The following is a 17,087-nucleotide window of genomic DNA, read 5'->3' on the forward strand; positions in this document are numbered from 1 at the left end:
ACCGAGGCGCGACGGGCGGATACCGGATGCACAGATAGCGGACGCGCGGCGGCCGGATGCACGAATGCCGGACGCGCGGATACCGGACGCACGGATACCGGACGCACGGATACCGGACGCCCGGATACCGGACGCACGGATACCGGACGCACGGATACCGGATCAGCGCGTTCCCGACGCACGGATTCCGGACCAACGCCCGCCCGACGCGCCGGTCCCCGACAGCCGTCCCCCGGACCAGGCGCTCCCGGATGCGCGTGTGCCCGACGCCGCGGTGACCGTCGACGCGGCGATCGCGGGCACCGCCGGATAGAACGACTCCCCACACCCACCCTCTCCGCGCCTAGACGGCCGCCCTCCTTTATGGGATGAGAGAGGCCCGTGCGACTCCCCTACGAGCTCTTCCTCGGTTGGCGCTACCTCTATCGCGGGCGAGGGGGGCGCGTGGGGTGGCTCGACTTCTTCCTCGTGCTCTTCTTCGCCCTGGCCTTCTTCGGGCTGCTGGGCCCCTCGGGACTGCTCTTCACCTCACCGCGGGCCTTCTGGGCCATCGCGCTCCTCGTGACGGGGATCGCGATCGCGGCGCGGCTGCTGCTGGCGCTCTTCAACACCTTCACCGCCATCTCCGTGCTTGGCATCGCGATCGGCGTGGCCAAGCTCCTCTGGGTGCTCTCCGTGACGAGCGGCTTCCAGGATGAGTTCCGGCAGAAGGTGCTCGGGGTCAACGCGCACATCCTGATTCTCAAGTACGGCATCGACTTCTCCGAGTATCGCCGCGTGATCCGAACGGCCGAGGGGACGCCCGGTGTGGCGGCCGCCGCTCCCTTCCTCTTCAACGAGATGATGGTCGCCCGCGGGAACCGCCTCTCGGGGGTGCTGGTCAAGGGTGTGGACCCTCAGCTCGTCGGTCGCGTGCTCGACCTCCCGCGACACATCGACCAGCCGAAACGCGTCGCGGGTGGCGACCTCTCGGCGCTCCTCACCCCCTCGACGGACGACCGAGGGCGGACCTTGCCCCAGCTCCCGGGCATCGTGATCGGTCGCGAGCTGGCGGCGAAGCTCGACGCCAAGGTCGGCGACGTGCTGCGCCTCATCTCGCCGCTCTCGGGGCTGGACACGTCGAGCTGGTCGGCAGACACCGAGTTGCCCCGCTCGCGCGATTTTCGCGTGGCGGCGATCTTCTATTCGGGGTTCGACGAGTACGACCGGCGCCTCGTGTACCTGCACATGCGCGAGGTGCAGTCCTTCTTCGACCAGGGGGACGTCGTCACGGGGGTGGAGCTCAAGATCCACGACGTGCAGCGCGCGCGGCCGCTGGCGCGCCAGCTCGCCCGCGCCCTGGGCGGCAGCCCCTATCGCACAGTGGACTGGAGCGAGCTGAACCAGAACCTCTTCACCGCGCTCGGCATCCAGAAGCTCTTCCTGGAGATCGTGATCGGCTTCATCGTGGTCGTCGCCGCGTTCAACGTGCTGGCGGCGCTCGCCATGCTGGTCATTCGCAAGACGCGCGAGATCGCCATCCTGAAATCCATGGGGCTGTCGTCGGCCGGGATCGCACGCATCTTCGTCGCTGCTGGGCTCGTGGTGTGGGTGGCCGGGACCAGCCTGGGCCTCGCCTGGGGCTACCTCGGGGGCCTCGCGCTCCGTCGCTACGGTTTCCCGCTGGACCCCAAGGTCTATCTCATCAACGAGCTGCCCGTCCGCATGAACCCGATGGAGTTCGTGGTCACGGCCGCCTTCGCGCTCGGAGTGTGCTTGCTCGCCACGCTCTACCCCGCCGTGCGGGCCGCGCGGCTAAACCCCGTCGAAGGGCTGCGCTATCAGTAGTCGCGCGCCTTGCGTGGCGCGAGGACCGGTGCGGCGCCGTGGGCTGCACGGGGAAGCTCCGAGCGCATGCCGATGCGCGTGGCCTCGCGGGTTCCCCAGCAGTCGTAGCGTTCCAGGTCGGCTCTGAGGCGGTCGGCCTCCGCGATCAGCAGTCGCGCGATGGGCTGATCGCCGTGCTCGTGTTCGAGGTCGTTCGCGATCAGCTCGAGCCGGTTCAGGTGACTGCGGAGGTCGGCGGCCATCGCCGCGACGTCGGTCTCCGACAAGCCACGTCCGTCCCCATCGGGCGCGGGAGCTCGCTCGGCCTCCGCCGGCTCCTGCATGGGGCGGCGCCGCAGGAGCTCGATCGTTACGAGCTGGGCCGCCGCCTGGCAGAACCTCCCGTCGTCGAGCGTGAAGGCGCCGGGCGTTCCATGGTTCTCGGCGTAGAGCGCACCCAGGCAGCTCGCGGGTCCATGCAGGCCCACGCACAGCGCTGAACGCGCGCTGGGGAGCTCGGCGCCGGATCGGTCGCGAAAGCGCTCGTCGAAGCTGGTGTCGTAGGCCAGCACGGGCTGGCGGAGCTGCGCCGCCTGCTCGAGCAGGGTGGCCAGCGGGGCGGTCGGGCGGCCGTCCGCGTGCGAGGGGGGCGGTAGCTCGGCCACGAGGTGCAGCTGAGAGGCGTCGTCGGCGAGCAGCGCGACGAGCCGCTCGGCGTTGAGGACGCGCTGGAGCGTGCCGAGCACCGTCTCGAGCACCGCCGTCTCATCCGGCGCGTCCTCGAGCGCCAGGCCCAGGTCCACGAGCGCCTCGAGGTACGGCCGGTTCTGGCGCGTGGCGGCGGTGTCGGTCAGGGCCAGCTCCACGAGCGAGCTTGCCGCGGCCTCGAGGGGCGGGGGGGGCGGCGCGTAGGCGCTGGACGGCTGGAGCACGCCGCTGCGAGCCGAAACGACGAGCACGACGTCGTGTCCGAGCGAGACGAGGTCGCCCTGCCTGAGGGCCGTCGGTTGGTCGATGCGTACCGAATTGACGAAGGTCCCGTGCCCCGAGCCCAGGTCCTTCACGTGGGGAATGCCGTCTTGCAGCCAAAGGGCCGCGTGGTGCCGCGAGACGGTGGGCACGCCGAAGACGAGGTCGGCGTCCTCGGCTCGGCCCACGACCAGCTCCTGGGGCGAGAGCTCCACCGTTCGAGCGTCGGCGGCGCCATGCGCGCCAGACACTTCCGTGAGGCAGTACCCGGGGGCTCGTGTGGAAGACATGGGCGGGCTAGTCTAGCGCACCCGCGTCCCACGTGGCCACGGTCAGGAGCGCCCCCGCGGGCCGGCCCGGTCCCGCCCACGCGACACTTGACAGCCGCACCCCCCCTGCTATACGACATCTTCGCTGAGCCGCTGTACTCTGCGGGAGTAACTCAGTGGTAGAGTGCAACCTTGCCAAGGTTGACGTCGCGGGTTCAAGTCCCGTCTCCCGCTCCACGTAGCGTTTCCACCGGCGCCCGGCTGGCCCTTGCGGCCGTCCGGGCGCTCGCGTTGGGGGCGCTCTGCCTCGCCGCGTGCGGCGAGACCCCTCCCTCGGACGTCATCGACGCCGAGCTGTTTCCCACCACGGTGCTCCTCGGTGAGGACGCGCTCGCGAGCCTTCGGGCGAGCGAGGCCGACGGGACGCTGCGCTTTCGCGGGACCCCGGCGGCCCTCGCGGGGGTAGCAGATGGACGGGTGCTCGTGGGCGGGGTCTCGGAGCAGAGCCCGGCGGGCCTGCTCCGCTACGTCCTCTCGGTCGAGCAGGACGCCGAGGGCATGGTGCTTCGCACCACCGAGGCACCTATTCAGCTCGCCTTTCGCAAGCTCCACGTGAGCTTCGCGCGCCAGGTGGGCGGTCCGGAGGCGCCCGTCACCTTCACGGCCGATCCGGCTGGCCCTGCCGACGGCATCGGCCGCCGCCGCGCCGCGCTCTCCGAGACGATCAAGGGGCACTTCTGGCCCGCGCTCCCCTTCAAGGAATTCGTCTTCAATGGCGACGAGGATCCGAAGACGCCGCTCGACCAGGTGATGGTCACGGGCCAGCTTTCGGGCGGGCTCGACTACACCTTCACCCTGGACGTGGACTGGGGGAACGTCTTCGGCCTCCCCGAGGCGGTTCAGGAATGCGTGAAGAAGGTGGCCAAGCTCAAGCTCAGCCTCGACTGCTCGCTGATGAACCTCCTGCCGGAAGCCAAGGTGGGGATGAGCGTCACGCTCGGGGCCAAGGGGCACCTCGGCCTCGAGGGCGTGGCCTTTCTCGGCTACGAGCGGGAGATCACGATCGCGAAGTCGAAGCTGCCCCAAGTAGTGCTTGGGCCGCTCGTGCTCTTCCCCGAGGTGGAGGTCGTCGCGCAGATCACGGGGGCGGCCTCGAGCCAGTTCAAGGTGGGGCTGGATGCCGAGATCGCCACGACGGCCAAGGTCTCCTACTCGAACAAGAGCGGCGGGAGTCTGACGCCGCCCTCGATCGAGAAGAGCTTCAGCGCCCCGTCGGTCGAGGCGGCGCTCGGTGCGAAGGCCAAGCTCCGTCTCGGCCCGCGGCTGACCGTCACGCTCTACAGCGTGGCGGGCATCTACGCCGGGCTCTACGCCGCGGCCGAGCTCGCCGCCGACCAGACGAAGACGCCCTGCTGGCAGCTCGACGGGGGCGTCGAGGGCGAGGTGGGCTTTCTGATCCGGAGCCCAGAGCTTTCGCCGCTCCTCGGCCACGTCACGCTGGCCAAGTTCGGCAAGAGCTTCGGCGTGGCCAAGGCGACCGTGGCGCAGGGCACCTGCAAGACCCCGCCCTCGAGCGGACCCACGCCTACCGGTGGGGCTCCGGACAACGTGGCCTTCGCCAACCCGACCTTCACGCCGTGGGCCGCTGCGTACCCGGACACGGTGGATGGCTTTCCCTACGAATGGCCGGGAGCGCAGGTCGAATGGGCGCAGCTCACGCCGACGGTGGACGGGCGCTTTCTGCTGAGCGGGTCGGACGCGAAGGTCTTGCTGAAGCTCGCTCCCGACGGCGAGGTGGTCTGGGCGCGACGGTACGTGGCGGACGTCCCCTTCTGGCGCGATCTCCTGATCCCCGACCTTCTGCCCGGACGGGTGGTGACCGCGGCCGACGGCGGCCTCTTCGTGGTGGCCCACCCCTATGCGGTGCTCAAGCTGGATGCGGCGGGAAAGCTCGCGTGGGCTCGGCGCTTCGACGTGCTCTACCGCGAGACCTGGCTACGCTTCACCGACGCGATCACCGACGGAGCGGGCGGGCTCTACGTCCTCGGGACCCACGGCACGGACTACGTGAACCCGCTCGATACGGTGACCGGGTGGCTCCTGCGGCTGGACGGGAACGGCAAGCTCCTCTGGTCGCGCCAGCTCCGCTCCGCGCAGGGCGGGGAGATCCCTCGCCGGCTCGTCGGCCTGGGTGACGAGGTGGTGGTCGTCGGGGATCAGTGGATCTCGCAGGGGGCGAAGTGGCGGGGCCACGTCGCGCGCTTCGGCTCCGACGGGACGCTGCGCTGGGGCACCGAGCTCGTGGTCGACGACTGCGCGGGTGGCAGCGAGAAGGGGCTGAACCTGACGACGGCCCTGCGGAGTCGCGACGGAGACCTGATCCTCGGTGGCGGGGTCTTCCACGCCGGCAACCAGGCGATCGTCCTGAAGGTCAAGCCCGACGGCGCGCTCGCCTGGTCGAGCACCGCGGCGAGCGCCGACTCCGCGGAGCTCGGCCCCGTGCTCCTCGATCTCGTGGAGCTCCCGACGAGCGGCTACCTCGCCGCCGGGCAGTACTCGGGCAAGGCCACGCGCCAGGACCTCTGGCTCGCCGGCCTCGACGCGGTCGGCAAGGTGGCGTGGGCCCGGGCCTACGGCGGGGCGCAGAACGCGACCGACGCCTTGCGCACGAGCGACAGCTATCCGGCGCTCCACCTGACGAAGGACGGCGGGGCGATCGTCGGAGCGTACAGCGAGGCCTTGATCGGTCTCGACACGCTCTGGGCCATGAAGGTTCCGGCGAAGGACGGCACGCTGGCCTTCAACGCCTCCACCTCGGCCTCCGTGCGGGAGCTTCCCCTCGTTCCCGGAAAGGCCTGTCTCACGGCCTCGGCGTGGCAGCCGCTCCTCGGCTCGCTCGACCAGCCCTGGATCCCGCTCGCGGTGAAGGTGCTCCCCGCCCAGGTCAAGACCGCGCGCATCGCCCCCTGACGGGGCCCGCGCGCCGTCCTCCTTCCTGCACCTCGAAGCGCGCTCAGCGCGTGCGCGTGATGAACCGGGGCTTCAGGGTGTAGATCAGCGTGGGCACGAGGATCAGCCCGCCGAGCATCGAGACGCACATCCAGACGGCGAGGAGGATCCCCATGTCCGCCTGGAACTTGAGGAAGGACCAGGCCCAGAAGACGATCCCCACCACCATGGTCGTGGCGGTGAAGAGGACCGCCTTGCCGGCCGTGGCGATGGATCGGTCGATGGCTCGCCCGAGGTCCGGGTCCACCCGGTACTCCTCGATGATGCGGCTCACGACGTAGAGCCCGTAGTCCACTCCGAGGCCCACTCCGAGGGAGACGACGGGCAAGGCGTTCACGTCGAGGCCGATGCCGAGCGCGCCCATCACGGCGTAGGTCACGTAGTTGGAGAGGAAGAGCGGGACGAGAAAGAGCAGGCCGGCCACGATCGAGCGGTAGGTCACCGCGCAGCAGAGGAACACCATCAGGAAGGCGAGGAAGGTGACCTTCACCTCGGCCGTGGTGATCACCTCGTTCACCGCCGCCAGCAGCCCGCCGTAGCCCGAGGCGAGCAGGAACTCCGCCTCGGCCAGGGGGTGCGCGGCGATGAACTCCTTGGCCTTCGCGATCACCCGGCGCAGGGTCTCGCCCTTGTGGTCCTTGAGGTAGAGCGTCACCGCCGCGCGCTGGTAATCGGGGGTCATGAAGCGCGTCAGGTCGCCGGGCTCGGACTTGGAGATGATCTGTTCGACGAGGGACCCGGCGCCGAAGCGGTCCTTGGGGATGAGCTCCCACTTCGGATCTCCGCCGTGCATCGACGCGACGACCCCCGGTAGGATGGCCGCCATGGAGGCCGACGAGCCGACCTCGGGGAGCGTCTCCATCTCGCGCTGCAGAAACTCCATCGTCTGGAGCACCGCAGGGGACTTGATCGGGTTGCAGTCCCGGGCCACGCAGTCGAGGTCCTTCGCGCAGCGTCGCCCCCGGTCTGTCTTGCACGTGCCGGCCTTGAGCTCGCAGCCGAAGCAGTCCTCGTCGCGGCGGCAGCTCAGCGCCGCGTCGTCGTAACAGCGGCCCCCGGCCTCGTCGCAGCCGTGTCGCTCCAGGAGCTCTGCGCGGGGCGGAGCGGGGCATTCCTTGCCCTGCACGATGATGCTCAGGATCTCGGTGTTGGCGAAGGTTCGGGCGATCTGGAGCGTGTCCTGGTTGTACTTGGAGTCGGGCCAGAGCATCGGCGTCCCCGGGTGGACATCCCCGATCACGAGGTACCTCGCGAAGTAGAACCCCACGCCTCCGACGACGAGCGTCGTGCCGAGCACGGCCCAGCGGGCGCGTCCGAGGCACCAGCCGCTCACGACGCGGAGCAGCCGGTCGGAGAGCGTGGCCTTGACCCGCGGTGGCTTCGCGGGGGGCGGGGAGAGAAACGAGAGCAGGACGGTGTTGAAGACGAGGTCGCTGACGATGAAGCTCAGCACCCAGAAACCACCCATCAGGGCCAGCTTCTGCATGAGAGGGATCGGCGTCAGGAAGACGAGGAAGACCCCCGCGGCGTCGGTGATGATGGCGAGGAGTCCGGGCGCCATCAGCCCCGAGAAGGTCACGGCCGCGGCTTCCTTGCGCTCCTTGCCCGCCTGGCACTCCTCGAAGAAACGCTCGATGAGCTGCACGGAGTGGCTGAGCGCGCGCGCCGAGATGATGAACGGCACGACGATGACCAGCGGGTCGAAGTTGTGGCCCAGCCAGCCGACGAAGCCGAGCCCCCAGACGGCCGAGAGCGCGGCGGTGCCGAGCGGCATCAGCACGCCGCGGAGGTTCCGGAAGTAGAGCAGCAGGACGAGCGCCATCGAGACGAGCGTGGCGACGAAGAGCCGGACGAGCTGGGGGTAGTTCTCCATGATGTGGCCGAGCATCACGGGCCGCCCGATCACGTAGAGCCGGGTGTTCGCGTCCTCCTCGGCCTTGACGATCTTCTTCAGCCCGGCGTGGATCGCCGCCGGGTCGAGGGCGTTCTCGAGGAAGCCGGCCACGACCAGGGCGGCCTTGGAATTCGACGAGACGAGGGTGCCGAAGATGCGCGGGTCCGAGCGGACCGTCTCCCGGAGCTGGTCGATCTCGGGCCCGGTGCGCGGCACGTCGGGGAACATGATCGGCTCGGCCTTGAAGCGCACGTTCCCGCCGCCGATGAACTCGGCAGTGATGTTCTTCACCTTGCGCTGGGCGATGGACAGGACCTGATAGTTGTTGACCCCCGGAAGGAGCTCCACCGCGCGCGTCACCCGGCGGATCTTCTCGAGCGTCTCGTAGGTGAAGATGTCCCCGCGCTGGACCTCCACGGCCAGCACCGCGGTGTTCGCTCCGCCGAAGACGTCGGCGTACTTGACGAAGGTCTCGACGTAGGGATGGCTCTTCGGGAAGAGATCGATCGTCTCGGAGGTGAACCGGACGTCTTTGATCTTCCAGCCGAGGAGGACCGTGGCGAGGAGGATGAGGAGGAGCGAGAGCCCCCGGTGCCGAACGATCAGTCGCCCGAATCTTTCGCTCACGTCGCGCCTCGTCACTCCGCGCCGACCGAGCGCCAGGTCGCGCCCCCGTCGGTGGTGCGGAGAATTCGCCCCTGCCCGCCGACGCAGAGACCGAGGCCTCCCTCGCCGTAGGCGAGGCCCGAGAGCCAGCCGTAGCCTCCGATGGCCGTGGCCGCGAAGCCCGACGGACCCTGCCGCAGCAGCGTGCCGCGTCGCCCGACCGCGTGCAGCGTCCCGCCGGAGAGCGCGAGGCCGAAGAGGTCCACCCGCCGCTCCAGCTTCACCGCACGCCAGCTCGTGCCGCCATCCCGCGTCTCGAGGAGCGTGCCGACGCCGCCGCTCGCGAACCCGTGCTCGGCCGACACGAACGAGAGGTCGTAGAGCGGAGCCCACACCCCGCTCGGTCGCTCCTGCCACGAGGCGCCGCCATCGCTCGTGGCGACGATCTTCCCCGATTCGCCCACCGCCAGCGCGCGTCCCGGGCCGAGCGCGCGCACGCCGTTCAGGTGGCGGTCGAAGCCCGGTGCTGCCGACGCAGCCTCCCCGGCGCGTCCGCTCTCTCCCCCCTGGCCGTCCACGCCGTAGGGGTTGTCCTGGCCGCCCCACGCGTCCGCGCCGAGGTCCTCGCCCTTCGCCCCCGCACCCGCTGCGCCCGCGGCGTCCTTGGCCGCCGGCGCCGCCTTCTCGAGCCGCACCTTCACCTCGGCCCAGCTTCCTCCGCCGTCGCGCGTGTGCAGCACCGCGCCGAAGCTCCCGACGGCCCAGCCCTCTTTCCCGTCGAGGAAGTGGACCGCGAAGAGCTGCTGCGTGGTGGGGCTCTTCTGTCGGGCCCAGCTCGCCCCGCCGTCCTGCGTGAAGAGGATGAGCCCCGCCCCGCCCACGATCCAGCCGCGCCGGCGGTCGGCGAAGTGCACCGAGAAGAGGGCCTCCTTGCCGCCCCCCTTCTGCACCTGCCAGCTCGCGCCGCCGTCGGGGGTGTAGCGAATCACGCCGGGGAAGCCGACCACCCAGGCTTCGCGTCCGACGAAGGCCACGTCGTAGAGGCGGTCGCGCCGCGTCAGGCTCTCGCTGACCGCGGCCGGCGGTGCGTCGGTACGTCCCACGCCCGTCGTGGCCACGCTCGCGCCCACCGCGAGCGCGCCGAGCACCAGCCACGAGCTGCGGGGACGCCAGGCCATCGCGGAGCTATTTGCCCATCTTGAGGAGCGACTCCTTGGTGAAGCGCGCGGGCTTGAGCCCGACGTTGGCCTTGAAGTCGTAGGAGGGGAAGGCCGTCGCGTGTTCGGCCTGCAGGTCCACCGTCAGCGAGGTGCCGATTCCAAGGGGATAGAGGTCCATGTTGCTCGACGCGTTGTAGGCGTTGATCAGCACCTTCCAGAGCTTCCCCTTGCGGTCGTAGGACTCCTTGATCGGGATGTAGTAGGTCTCGGCGTCCACGTAGAAGGTCATCTTGCTGTACGGGTAGCCCTTGAGCCGGGGCGTCGCCTCGACCACGTAGACCGGTCGCGGCTCCCACTGCAGCTTCGGATTCCAGTGCGGCGCGGTCTTGAAGTCGAAGACCTTGTCGCGCGCCTCCTTGCCGAGGGGCACGCCGGCATGGATCGGCGCGAGGATCGTCTTCTTGCCGACGATCTTCCACTCCATCCACTCGGGGTAGCCCATGTAGCCGCGCACGTCCTCGTAGAGCATGTCCGTCGAGTTCCAGGCCTCGCCGGTGCTGCCGATCTTCATCTGCACCGCGCGCTTCATGTTGGGCATGTAGACCCAGCCCTCCTGGTCCTCGGGCTTCACGTAGCGGCGGTAGACGGCGCCGAAGCCCCGCTTGTCGTAGGGCTGGATGGCGTAGGTCATCGACAGGTACTGGATCCCCTGCGCCTCGAGGTCCTTGTAGGCCGGACGCGGCTTGAGGTCGGTGCGATTCAGGGTGCGAATGATGTACTCCCAGACCCACTCTTCCCAGCGTTCCACCCCGCGCTTGGCGCTGATCCAGTACACGCCGTAGTGGAAGGTCCCGTCGTCGCCGTTGTAGGCGTACTGATAGTTCCACGCCACCTCCGTGCCGTTGCGCGGCTTCGGGAAGGGCAGGCCCGCCACGTAGCCCTTCAGGCCCTGCTCGCGCGGGCTCCCCTGGACGAGCTGCGCGCGACCGCGAAACTTGTTCGTGGCCCAGATGTACGACCTCGAGGGGTGCACCCGCTCGTAGGGGCGGGTCCAGAGGCGCAGCTTGTACTTGCTCATGAGGAGCTGGATGCTCGGTGGGAGCAGCGACTTGAGCGCACCCACCTCGGCCTCGCCGGCAACCGCTCCCGGCTTGAACCCCGCGGGGGTCGCGTCGGGCTTGAAGCCCACCATCTCGGTCCAGTTGTCCTTCGTGATCTCCTCGGCCTCGGCGGGTGACGCCGCGACCAGCAGGGCCGAGCAACCCAGCGTCCCGAGGAGAATGCCGCGTAGGAGCCTCATCGTGCCCTCCCTTGGCTAGAACTGGTAGCTGGCGGCGAGGTTCACCTCGTCGCGATCGCGGAACAGGCCGAGCCCCTTGTAGGCGTCCTGGCCGAAGAAGGCGGTGTAGGTCAGCGCGGCGCGCATGCTGGTGCCGAGCACCAGCCCGAGCCGCAGGCTGAGGAAACCGCTGTGAGCGCCCCCCTGCGGCAGATAGCCGCCGCTGACGCTGGGCACCAGCAGGCCGTGCAGGTACGAGGTCATGATTGCCCCGCCGATCGTCATCGAGTGGCGTGAGACCCGCGTGCTGTCGTAGCCGGCCGCCGCGACCATCCGTTCTTTCTCGTCGTAGTCGAGGATGATCGAGTGCAGGAACTGGGCGACGAGCATGAAGGTCTGGTTCGGGTTGAGCCAGCGGATGAAGGTCGGTCGCATGAGCTGCACCCCGTAGGAGAGGAGGTGCTTCTGGAAGGTGGGCAGGCGGGTGTAGAGGTCCTTGCCCACCTCGAAGTTGTCGGTGACGAGCTCGCCGGCAGGGACCGAGGCGCCCGAGAAGACCCCGTTCGGCGTGTACGAGGCTTCGAGGCGGGCCACGGTGCTCACGGGCGCCTTGAACAGGTATTCCAGGCTGAAGCCCGTGATGTGCTGGCGCGGGAACTCGAGCATCACGTCCACGTCCGATTCGAGCGCGCCGCGGGCCTTGTCCCAGCGCTGGTAGAAGCCGGTGGCGATGGGGGGCGAGAGGAGGTGCGTCCAGTAGTAGACGAGGGAATAGGAGAAGCTGCCCAGCGTACCGAGCCAGCGCACGCCGAGGCGGGTGTCCTCGATGTCGCCCCCCGGGTAGAGGGGGGTCTTGCGCTTGATCTTGAAGGAGCTCTTGAAGTCGCGCGGGCCGGCGCTCGGGAGGCCCCACGCGCCGACGAAGGTGAGCGGCACCGAGACGGTGCTCTCGGCCCGGTCGATCATCGGCACCCAGACGAACTCGAGGCTGCCCGCGAGCGGACGGACGTCGAGCATCGCCTTCAGGATGGTGAGCGGGATGCGCTGGTCGCGCGCCTGCTCGAGGTTCGCGAAGTGCCAGGTGGCGTTCGTGGGGTTGATGATGTCGAGGAGCCGGTACTGCCCCAGGTCGCCCCAGGCCACCTGCTGGCGGCCGATACGGATGTTGATCCACGGGGCCGGGTTGATGTCCACGTAGAGCTCGCGGACGTCGAGCTCGTTGTAGTACTTGTCCATCACCCAGGCCGAGGGCTCGCCGGCGGCCGCCCCGTCGGGAGGTGCGGCGTGCACCTCGTCGGCCTTGAGGCGCAGGCTGCGTACGCCGCGAAGCACGAAGTGCACCGAGGCGTAGCGCGAGGGATTGAAGTCCCCCTCGAGCTGCAGGGTGCCGCGCAGCATCGAGAGCTTGCCCGCCAGGTCGCCGTGGTCGACCCAGTACTCGTCCCCGTCCTTGTCCAGCTCCTTGCGGTTCTTGTGCTGGGGGTCGGTGAAGAGGCCCACCTGCCCCTGGATGAAACCGTTCAGGACGAAGAGCGGGGGCCTGGTCGGCTCCTGCTGCGCGGTCTCCTCGGGGGCGATCGCCTCGGGAGCGCCTCCGAAGAGGTCTCCGTCGTCGCTGGCCGGGGCGGGGTGGGCCGCGGCGGGAGCCGAGGGCTTGCGCGCCGCGGGGGCGGGTGCGGGGCGGGCCGACGGCTGCGACGCGGGCTGGGTGGCGGCTGGCGTGGTGGGTTGGGTCGCCGGCGGATCGGTCGGCTGAGCCGCGGCCGAGGGCGAGCGAAGCGCAAGGACAACCAGGGCTGCTGCGTGCAGCGTTCGGCGGATCACGCGTCCCTCCTAGAGTGCAGCTTGGTCAATTTCCGTCCCGGCCGACGGGGGTCGTCAGGGCGTGCAGCCGCAGGAGGCCGGCGTGGGATTCTTCGTGATCGACGGCTTGGCGTAGATATTACCGACTGCGATGGCGTCCGCGACCGACCAGAACTTGGTGCTGCCGATCTCCGCGCCCGTGCTGTCGGTGGCCGCGATCGTGACCTGTCCGGGGGCGAGGTTGACCGCCACGAAGCGGCCGTTGCCCTGCGTTCCGTTGTTGGCCGTGCACGCCTGCTCGCTGAGCGGGGCGGGCATGCCGCTGGCGGCCTTCATGTAGCGAACGTCCGGAGTCGCGGGGGTGCTCGCCACCTTGGCGCAACCGACGCCCTCCTCGGTGCCCTTGCCGTCCACCCAGTAGATCGCGCCGGCGACGACGCTCTTTCCCGGCTGCGCGGCGAGGCCCGCGAGGCCAAGGGCGATCTGAAACACGGAGTTCGGCACCACCCAGAGCCGCTCCTCCGTCGTCTCGGCCTTGACGTTCCAGCAGAAGGTGTCCTTGTAGTTGGCGAGAGTCGCCTTGAAGCCGTAGAGCTTGCCCTTGAGCAGGCCGGCGAAGGTGACCTTGCCGTCGGCGTTCGAGGTCTGCTTGGTGCCGGTCCCCTTGCCGGTGTCGTTGTCGTAGAGCTCGACGGTTACCCCGGGCACGGTCGCGCCGGCCATGCCGAAGCCTTCGATGCGGGCCGTGAAGGTGATCGGCTGCGACGGGCCGTCGGCGGCTCCCGCTTCCTTCGCCGGGCCGGCGTCCGCCGCTGGAGCGGCGTCGCCGGTGACCTTGGCGTCGGCCACGCGAGAGTCGGCCTTCACCGCCCCGTTGTCGCTGCACCCGACTGCGCCGAGCAGCATGAAACTTCCGAAAGCAACCATCGTGAACGTGCCGCGTGCCATCTACGCCCTCCTTGGCCAGGGTCCATAAGCGATATGCGATGAGAAGCCCCCTGATCGCACAGGTCTGGGCTCGGCGTCAACGGACGCCCTTGGGACGGAGCGCGCTTCGCTAGCGCGCGGGGGCGGCGCCGGGGTCGTTTTCCGACGGAGCGCCGTCGGAGGTCTCGGAACCGGGACGGGGATCCGGGCTCGGCGGGGGCGCATCGACGGGAGTGTGAGGCTCGAGCCGGTGGGCGTGAATGAGCGCCGGGATGAGCAGAAAGAAGCCGTAGACGAGCCAGGGTTCGCGCCGACGGCCTTTCGCCTGGGCGATGCGCGCCGGAATCGAGGCGAGGACCAGGTTCAGCGCGACGAACAGCGCGACGACCAGAGCGAGCGGTATGAGCTCCATGACGCTTCCTCCTCCCCGTGCTCCCCTTCCTCCCCGTCCTCCAGCTCCGCGCGGCGACGTCCCGTCACCTCGGTCGCGGATCCTTTCTGAAACATGCTAGCCATCCCGGGTGGGGCGTTTCAAGACCCGAGCGCGGCCGGTGGAAGCAGAGAGGCGGGCGAGGGGGCCCATACAATAGGAGGCGAGCCGATGGAGGTGGCCTTGGAACGCACGCCAGCGCGCAGGACCGGACCCTCGCCACGGCGGCGCGGTGCGCCGGCAGGTTTGGCGGTGGGAGCGGTTGCCGCGCTGGTCCTGCTCTGCGCCACGCCCGCCCGGGGGCGTGTGGAGTCCTCGCCCTTCGAGGTCTCCCTGGCGCGAGACCTCACGATTCTGGCCGCCGGCGCGACGCTGTGGGCCGGCATCGGGGGGGTGGCGAGCGAGCTGCCGGCCTCGGTGACCTGCAACCCGTGCGACCGTGCCGGCGTGAACGCCATGGATCGCCCGGTGGTGAACTACCACTCGGCGGGGGCGCGGCGGGCGAGCGATCTCCTCGTGGCCGCCCTGCCGACGCTCGCCGTGGGCGGGTTCTTTTTTGACCTAGGGCGCTGGGGCTGGCGCGGCGTGGCGGAGGACGTCCTGCTCGCGGCGCAGGCGATGGCGCTGACGGGGGCGGTGCAGCAGCTCACCGCGCTCGCGGTGCGCAGGCCGCGTCCCTTCATGTACCGCGGCGACACCGACGAGCGGCGGGACAACGCCGACGCGAACATGTCCTTCTTCTCGGGTCACACCGCGAGCGCCTTCGCCGCGGCGGTCTCGTTCGCGACGATCTTCACCTTGCGGCGACCGCACAGCCGCTTCCGGGCGGTGGTCTGGGTGGCGAGTCTCCTGCTCGCCTCTGCCGTGCCCCTCTGCCGCGTGGCCGCGGGCAAGCACTTCTGGTCAGACGTACTCGCAGGTGCCGCGGTAGGCACCTCGGTCGGGATCCTGGTGCCGCTGCTGCACCGTCGGCCACGCTGGAGCGAGGGGGTGCAGCTCAGCGCGTCTGCTACCGGGATCGGGCTCGTGGGGCAGTTCTAGCGCCTGAGGTCGGGGTCGAGCGCCTGGATCACCGCGTGGGCGCGGTCGAGCGTGGCCCGCTGGCGCTTCGTCAGATGTTCGCCGTAGCGTGCCTTGGATTGCGCGCTGAGCAACATGCCGTCGGCGGGGTCGACCGTCCATTTGTAGAGGTGCTCGATCGGCCAGACCTGGTCGTAGAGACGGCGGGCCGCGACGAGCTTGTCGGCGGTCTCGGCGGGGCCGGCGAGCAGCGCTTCCGCGCGGTCGAGTTCCGGCATCGCCAGCCCGAGTCGCGCGTCGAGCAGCCGATCGAGGACGCGCCAGCGGAGCGCGCCAGGCAGGTAGCGCGGGCCGGAGTCGCGCTCGTGGTCGAGGAACGCATGGGTGAGCCGCGACGCGCGGTGGTAGAGGATGCTGGTCAGCGACCGCCGGTCCTCGGGGGACACCGCACTCCAGGGGATCCTCTCGCCCCGTTCCGAGGCCTCGACGAGCGAAGCCGCGACGCGGTCGAGCGGGAATCCGAGGTAGCCGCTGTTGAAGGCGGTGCTCTCGGCGGCGACGAGCCACTTCAGGCCAGCGACCAGGGTCGCCTCCTCCTTACGGGTGAGCCGGTCCCGCCCGCGGGCCGCGTAGCCCGCTGCCGCCGCGCGCGTCAGACGGTCCGCGACGGGCAGTGCGGCCTGAACGCCGGCCACGATGCGCCGTTCGAGGTCGCGCTCCGTGGTGCGCAGGCGGGCGCGCACGATCTGTACGGCGTGGTCGTGCGTCGGCTCGGGAAGGAGCGCCCAGGCCTCCGTGGAATTCCACGACGGCTCGGTGCGCTGGTTCACCCGCGCGTTCCCGGCCTGAAGGAGCGTCCGCACTGCGCCGAGCGCCGTGCGCAGCCGGAAGGTCTGCGCCTGGTCGAGGCCCGCCTCGGTGGACTGCTGCTCGACGAGCCCGACGAGGGCGCGGACGTGGTCCAGCTCGGCGTGGGCCCAGGTGAGGTACGCCTTGCTCAGGAACGTACGATCTCGGGTGCGCTCCGCCGTCGGCGCGCCCTTGCGGTTGGCGCTGCGGATCGCCCGTCCGTGCTTCTCGAAGACCTCGCGGGCTTTCTTCGCGGCGTCGCTGAGATCGAGGACCCAGCCGTGCTCCTGGTGGTTCCGCCGCGCGACCGTGCGCGCCTTACCGATCTTGTGGAGCTCGCCCGAGCGCTGCTTCAGCTCGAGGGCCTGCGTGCGAGCCGCCGCGACGGTCGAGATGCCCTCGATGCGCGCGACGAGCGTGGCCCGCTCCTCGGCGGAGAGCGCGGGGTCGAGGTGGGCCTGCACCCGCCCAAGCACGAGCTCGGCCATCGAGCGGTACGTGCCGCCGCGCGCCACCTGTCGCTCGAGGCCGTCGAGGAGTTTCTGCGCCGCAGGGAAGCTCGCGTACTTGCCCTCGGCGATGCGCTGCCGGAGGTTCATCGCCGCGGTGAGCCGCGCGAGCCCCCACGGTAGCCGAGACTTCTCTCCGCTCGGGGTTGCGTCGCGGGCCCCGGCGGGCGCAGCGATCGAGCAGCTCACGATGAAGGCAATCCCCAGCACCCGACGCGTGTTCATCCGACCCTCCGCGCACGCCGCGCGGGGATGGAATACGCAAGAGACGCGCCAGCGGGGCTCCAACTGCCGATGGCCTAAGGTCGCGAAATCCCTCCAGCGGTGCGCGCTGGACCGACGGTCATCCGCAGAGCCAGGTGGCCGCCGCCGCCAGGCGGGAGGATGCAGGATCGGCGCGGGGCGACGACCGTTCGGGGGGCCTTCTGACCCTCGGGCGCTCGGTTGATTCCATTGCGGACCTCGCGCTAGAGGACCAAGCTCGGGTGATGGGGAGCTGGAGGCGCTGGACAGGAGTCGCTCGCGGCCCTAGCGCGCGTCTACGACGACGCAGCAGC

At 69.9% G+C, this 17,087-nt stretch carries 11 protein-coding genes and 1 tRNA gene; 4 read left to right on the forward strand and 8 right to left on the reverse strand.

From position 1 onward, the window contains the following. The first annotated feature begins 381 nt into the window (after positions 1–381). Complete coding sequence (locus IT371_21585; GenBank protein MCC6750272.1) at positions 382–1,827, forward strand: ABC transporter permease; 1,446 nt, start codon at positions 382–384, stop codon at positions 1,825–1,827. On the opposite strand, the gene IT371_21590 is transcribed toward IT371_21585, so the two are convergent. Beyond that, positions 1,821–3,065, reverse strand: coding sequence for an FHA domain-containing protein (locus IT371_21590; protein ID MCC6750273.1), 1,245 nt, complete (start codon positions 3,063–3,065; stop codon positions 1,821–1,823). The genes IT371_21585 and IT371_21590 overlap by 7 nt on opposite strands. Positions 3,066–3,206: 141 nt before the next feature. On the opposite strand from IT371_21590, the gene IT371_21595 reads away from it, so the two are divergent. Both IT371_21595 and IT371_21600 read left to right on the forward strand, forming a co-directional pair. Further along, a tRNA-Gly gene (locus IT371_21595) sits at positions 3,207–3,281 on the forward strand. Positions 3,282–3,335: 54 nt separating this feature from the next. After that, the gene (locus tag IT371_21600) at positions 3,336–6,014 is read left to right on the forward strand and encodes a hypothetical protein (GenBank protein MCC6750274.1); all 2,679 of its coding nucleotides are present in this window, start codon (positions 3,336–3,338) and stop codon (positions 6,012–6,014) included. A 43-nt stretch (positions 6,015–6,057) separates the two neighbouring features. Here IT371_21600 and IT371_21605 read toward each other — a convergent pair whose 3' ends face one another. The 6 genes from IT371_21605 to IT371_21630 all read right to left on the reverse strand — a co-directional run bounded on the left by IT371_21605 (position 6,058) and on the right by IT371_21630 (position 14,134). After that, a complete protein-coding gene (locus tag IT371_21605) occupies positions 6,058–8,574 on the reverse strand; it encodes an MMPL family transporter (protein ID MCC6750275.1) in 2,517 nt (838 codons plus the stop codon). A gap of 11 nt (positions 8,575–8,585) precedes the next feature. Then, positions 8,586–9,731, reverse strand: coding sequence for a hypothetical protein (locus IT371_21610; GenBank protein MCC6750276.1), 1,146 nt, complete (start codon positions 9,729–9,731; stop codon positions 8,586–8,588). 7 nt (positions 9,732–9,738) lie between these two features. Continuing rightward, the gene (locus IT371_21615) at positions 9,739–11,013 is read right to left on the reverse strand and encodes a DUF1329 domain-containing protein (GenBank protein ID MCC6750277.1); all 1,275 of its coding nucleotides are present in this window, start codon (positions 11,011–11,013) and stop codon (positions 9,739–9,741) included. 15 nt (positions 11,014–11,028) lie between these two features. Then, positions 11,029–12,816 carry a hypothetical protein gene (locus IT371_21620; GenBank protein MCC6750278.1) on the reverse strand — a complete coding sequence of 596 codons (1,788 nt, stop codon included), beginning with the start codon at positions 12,814–12,816 and terminating at the stop codon, positions 11,029–11,031. Between the two features lie 54 nt (positions 12,817–12,870). Next, positions 12,871–13,743, reverse strand: a complete 873-nt coding sequence (locus tag IT371_21625; GenBank protein ID MCC6750279.1) for a carboxypeptidase regulatory-like domain-containing protein — start codon at positions 13,741–13,743, stop codon at positions 12,871–12,873. Positions 13,744–13,852: 109 nt separating this feature from the next. Continuing rightward, positions 13,853–14,134 carry a hypothetical protein gene (locus IT371_21630; GenBank protein ID MCC6750280.1) on the reverse strand — a complete coding sequence of 94 codons (282 nt, stop codon included), beginning with the start codon at positions 14,132–14,134 and terminating at the stop codon, positions 13,853–13,855. 270 nt (positions 14,135–14,404) lie between these two features. On the opposite strand from IT371_21630, the gene IT371_21635 reads away from it, so the two are divergent. Further along, positions 14,405–15,193, forward strand: coding sequence for a phosphatase PAP2 family protein (locus tag IT371_21635; GenBank protein MCC6750281.1), 789 nt, complete (start codon positions 14,405–14,407; stop codon positions 15,191–15,193). Here IT371_21635 and IT371_21640 read toward each other — a convergent pair. After that, entirely contained in the window at positions 15,190–16,755 is a 1,566-nt protein-coding gene (locus IT371_21640) for a hypothetical protein (protein ID MCC6750282.1), read from the reverse strand. The two genes, IT371_21635 and IT371_21640, sit on opposite strands and share 4 nt — an antisense overlap. Positions 16,756–17,087 lie beyond the last annotated feature (332 nt).

The sequence above is a fragment of the Deltaproteobacteria bacterium genome (assembly GCA_020848905.1).
GTDB lineage: Bacteria > Myxococcota_A > Polyangia.